2 protein-coding genes are annotated in these 1,465 nt (G+C 63.7%); both read right to left on the bottom strand.

Annotated elements, in window-relative coordinates:
* Positions 1–1,392, bottom strand: a 1,392-nt coding sequence (locus tag AC2FMY_RS21950; protein WP_496808105.1) for a 2Fe-2S iron-sulfur cluster-binding protein, incomplete at its 3' end; no start/stop codon positions are given.
* Positions 1,392–1,463: an NADH-ubiquinone oxidoreductase-F iron-sulfur binding region domain-containing protein gene (locus AC2FMY_RS21945; RefSeq protein WP_496808062.1), complete on the bottom strand. Its 72-nt coding sequence runs from the start codon at positions 1,461–1,463 to the stop codon at positions 1,392–1,394. The genes AC2FMY_RS21950 and AC2FMY_RS21945, both read right to left, overlap by 1 nt.
* Positions 1,464–1,465: the final 2 nt, after the last annotated feature.

The raw sequence follows: 1,465 nt of genomic DNA, 5'->3' as shown, positions 1-1,465 counted from the left end.
GCCGGGCTTGAACCGCAGCGCATATTCGGCGTGGCGCATTAAATCCTGGCCGCGCGGATCCATGATCACGAGCTTGGTGCCGCGCTTTGCTGCGCGTTTGAAATACGTCGCGGCGACGGGATGATTTGTGGTTGGGCGGGCGCCAATGACGATCACGCAATCCGCCTTGACCGCATCCATGAAAGGGGCCGAGACGGCGCCCGAGCCGACGCCTTCGAGCAGCGCCACGACCGAGGAAGCGTGACAAAGCCGCGTGCAGTGATCCACGTTGTTGGTGCCAAATCCGGCGCGGATCAGCTTCTGGAACAGATAGGCCTCTTCATTCGACCCCTTGGCCGAGCCGAAGCCGACGATGGCCTGGCCGCCGTCGCGCTGATGCACCCGGTTCAGCCCTTCCGCCGCCCGCACCATGGCTTCTTCCCAGGTCGCTTCGCGGAAGACGGTCATCGGATCGGTGTTGTTGAGGTCGATATCACCCGCTTTCGGCGCGTCCTCGCGTCGAATGAGCGGGGTCGTCAGCCGTCGGTCGCTCATTACGTAATCGAAGCCAAAGCGGCCCTTGACACAAAGCCGGTTCTCGTTGGCCGGGCCGTCGGCGCCATCAACTCGCACGATCTTGCCGTCGGCGACGGACACTGAGGTCTGGCAGCCGACGCCGCAGAACGGGCAGACGCTTTGGATCACCTCGTCGATATCCGCTTCGGCCACGACACGCGTCTGGCCCGCATCGTCCAGCAACGTTTTTTCCATCAGCGCACCTGTCGGGCAGGCCTGAACGCATTCGCCGCAAGTCACGCAGGTCGAGAGGCCCATGTCGTCGCCCTGGTCGAAGATCGGAATGCTGTGGCTGCCGCGCCCCCCCATCCCGAGTACATCGTTGACCTGCACATCGCGGCAGGCGCGGACACAGAGGTTGCAGGCGATGCAGGCGTCGAGATTGACGGCAATGGCCGGGTTGGTGGTGTCGTGAACCGGGATCGAGCCCGTTTCGAATTTGCTGGGCAGCGCCGTGCCTGTCACCTTGTCGGTGATGCCCATGGCGCGGGTCCAAGTCCAGAAATCACTTTCGCCGTCGGGTCCGTCGTCGGGCGCGCGCATGTCGGCGCCCAGCATCTCGAACACGGTTTCCTGCGCCGCGCGGGCGCGGTCGGTGGCCGTGTTCACCACCAGCCCGTCTGCGACCTTTCGGACGCAGGAGGCCGTGAGCACGCGCTCACCTTCAATCTCGACCATGCAGGCGCGGCAGTTGCCGTCCGCGCGATATCCTGGGGCGTCCTTCCAGCACAGATGCGGGATGTTGACACCCTCGCGCTTGGCGACCTTCCAGATCGTTTCGCCGGCGTCGCACTGGACTTGTTTTCCGTCCAGCGTAAAGGTCACACGGTCTGACATCACAAATCGTCCCTGAAATATCTCAGCAAATGTCTCACTGGGTTCGGTGCCGCCTGACCGAGACCGCAGATGG

The organism is Ruegeria sp. YKSE079 (genome assembly GCF_059612845.1).
The sequence above is the reverse complement of the archived record's forward strand: the minus strand, read 5'-3'. Positions and strand labels throughout refer to the sequence as shown.